The 1,060-nt window shown below is 74.3% G+C and carries 1 protein-coding gene; it reads right to left on the reverse strand.

Annotated elements, in window-relative coordinates:
• Window positions 1-38: 38 nt before the first annotated feature.
• Window positions 39-1,019, reverse strand: a complete 981-nt coding sequence (locus AA75_RS43740; protein WP_033826138.1) for a sugar ABC transporter substrate-binding protein — start codon at window positions 1,017-1,019, stop codon at window positions 39-41.
• Window positions 1,020-1,060: the final 41 nt, after the last annotated feature.

Raw genomic sequence — 1,060 nt, forward strand, 5'->3', positions numbered from 1 at the left:
GGCGGCGGCCACCGCGGCCGCCGCCTCGGGCGGCCGGCTCACCGGGTGCCCCGGGCCGCGTACGCGGTCACCTGGTCGACGTTGGACTTGTCGACGAAGGCCGGGCCGGTGAGCACCGGGTGGCCGCCGCCGAGGGTGTTGCCGTTGTCGTGGTACAGCTTCAGCATCACGACCGGCAGATATCCCTGCTGGTACTGCTGCTGGTCGACCGCGAAGGAGACGGTGCCGGCCTTGATGGCCGCCAGGACGTCCGGGTTGACGTCGAAGGTCGCCACCTGGGCCTTGGAGCCGACCGCGTTGACCGCGTCCACGGCCTGCGCGGCGACCTGCGCGTTGAGGGTGAGCACCCCGTCGACGGCGGGGTCGGCCTGGAGCGCGCCGCGGATCCGGGAGAGCGTGTCGGTGGGGTTGTTGGCGTCCACCTGGAGGTTGACCACGTCGGAGCCGAAGCCCTGCTTCGCGCCGTCGCACCGCTGGGTGAGGCCGATGTTCCCGGCCTCGTGGATGACGCAGAGCACCTTGTGCAGCCCCTGGCCCTTCAGCTTCCCGCCGGCGCCCTGCCCGGCCACCGTCTCCTCCTGGCCGACGTGGCCGACGGCGCCGAACTCCACGCTGCGGGCGGAACCGGAGTTGACCGTGACCACCGGGATCCCCGCCGCGACGGCGGCCTTGACGGCGGTCTGCAGCGCGTCCGGGTTGGCCATCGACACCACCAGCCCGCCGACGTGCTGGGCGACGGCGTTGTCGATGAGCTTGGCCTGACCCGCCGGATCGGGGTCGGAGGCGTAGTCGACCTGGACGCCCAGCTGCTTGCCGGCGTCGGTCGCGCCGTTCTTGACCACGCTCCAGAACGCGTCGCCCGGACCGGCGTGGGTGATGACGGTGACGTGCAGCGGGCCGGAGCCGGAGGCGGGCACCGGCGCGGGCGCGCTGCCGGAGGCGGTACTGCTCCCGCCGGCCGGCCCGCTGCACGCGGCGGCCAGCAGCAGGGCGGCGGCCGCGGCCGCGGCGGTGAGCAACGGCCCGGTACGGGTACGCCTGCGGCGGGTGGGGGAGCGGT

The sequence above is a fragment of the Kitasatospora sp. MBT63 genome, assembly GCF_000710465.2.
In the GTDB taxonomy this organism is placed as follows: Bacteria; Actinomycetota; Actinomycetes; order Streptomycetales; family Streptomycetaceae; genus Kitasatospora.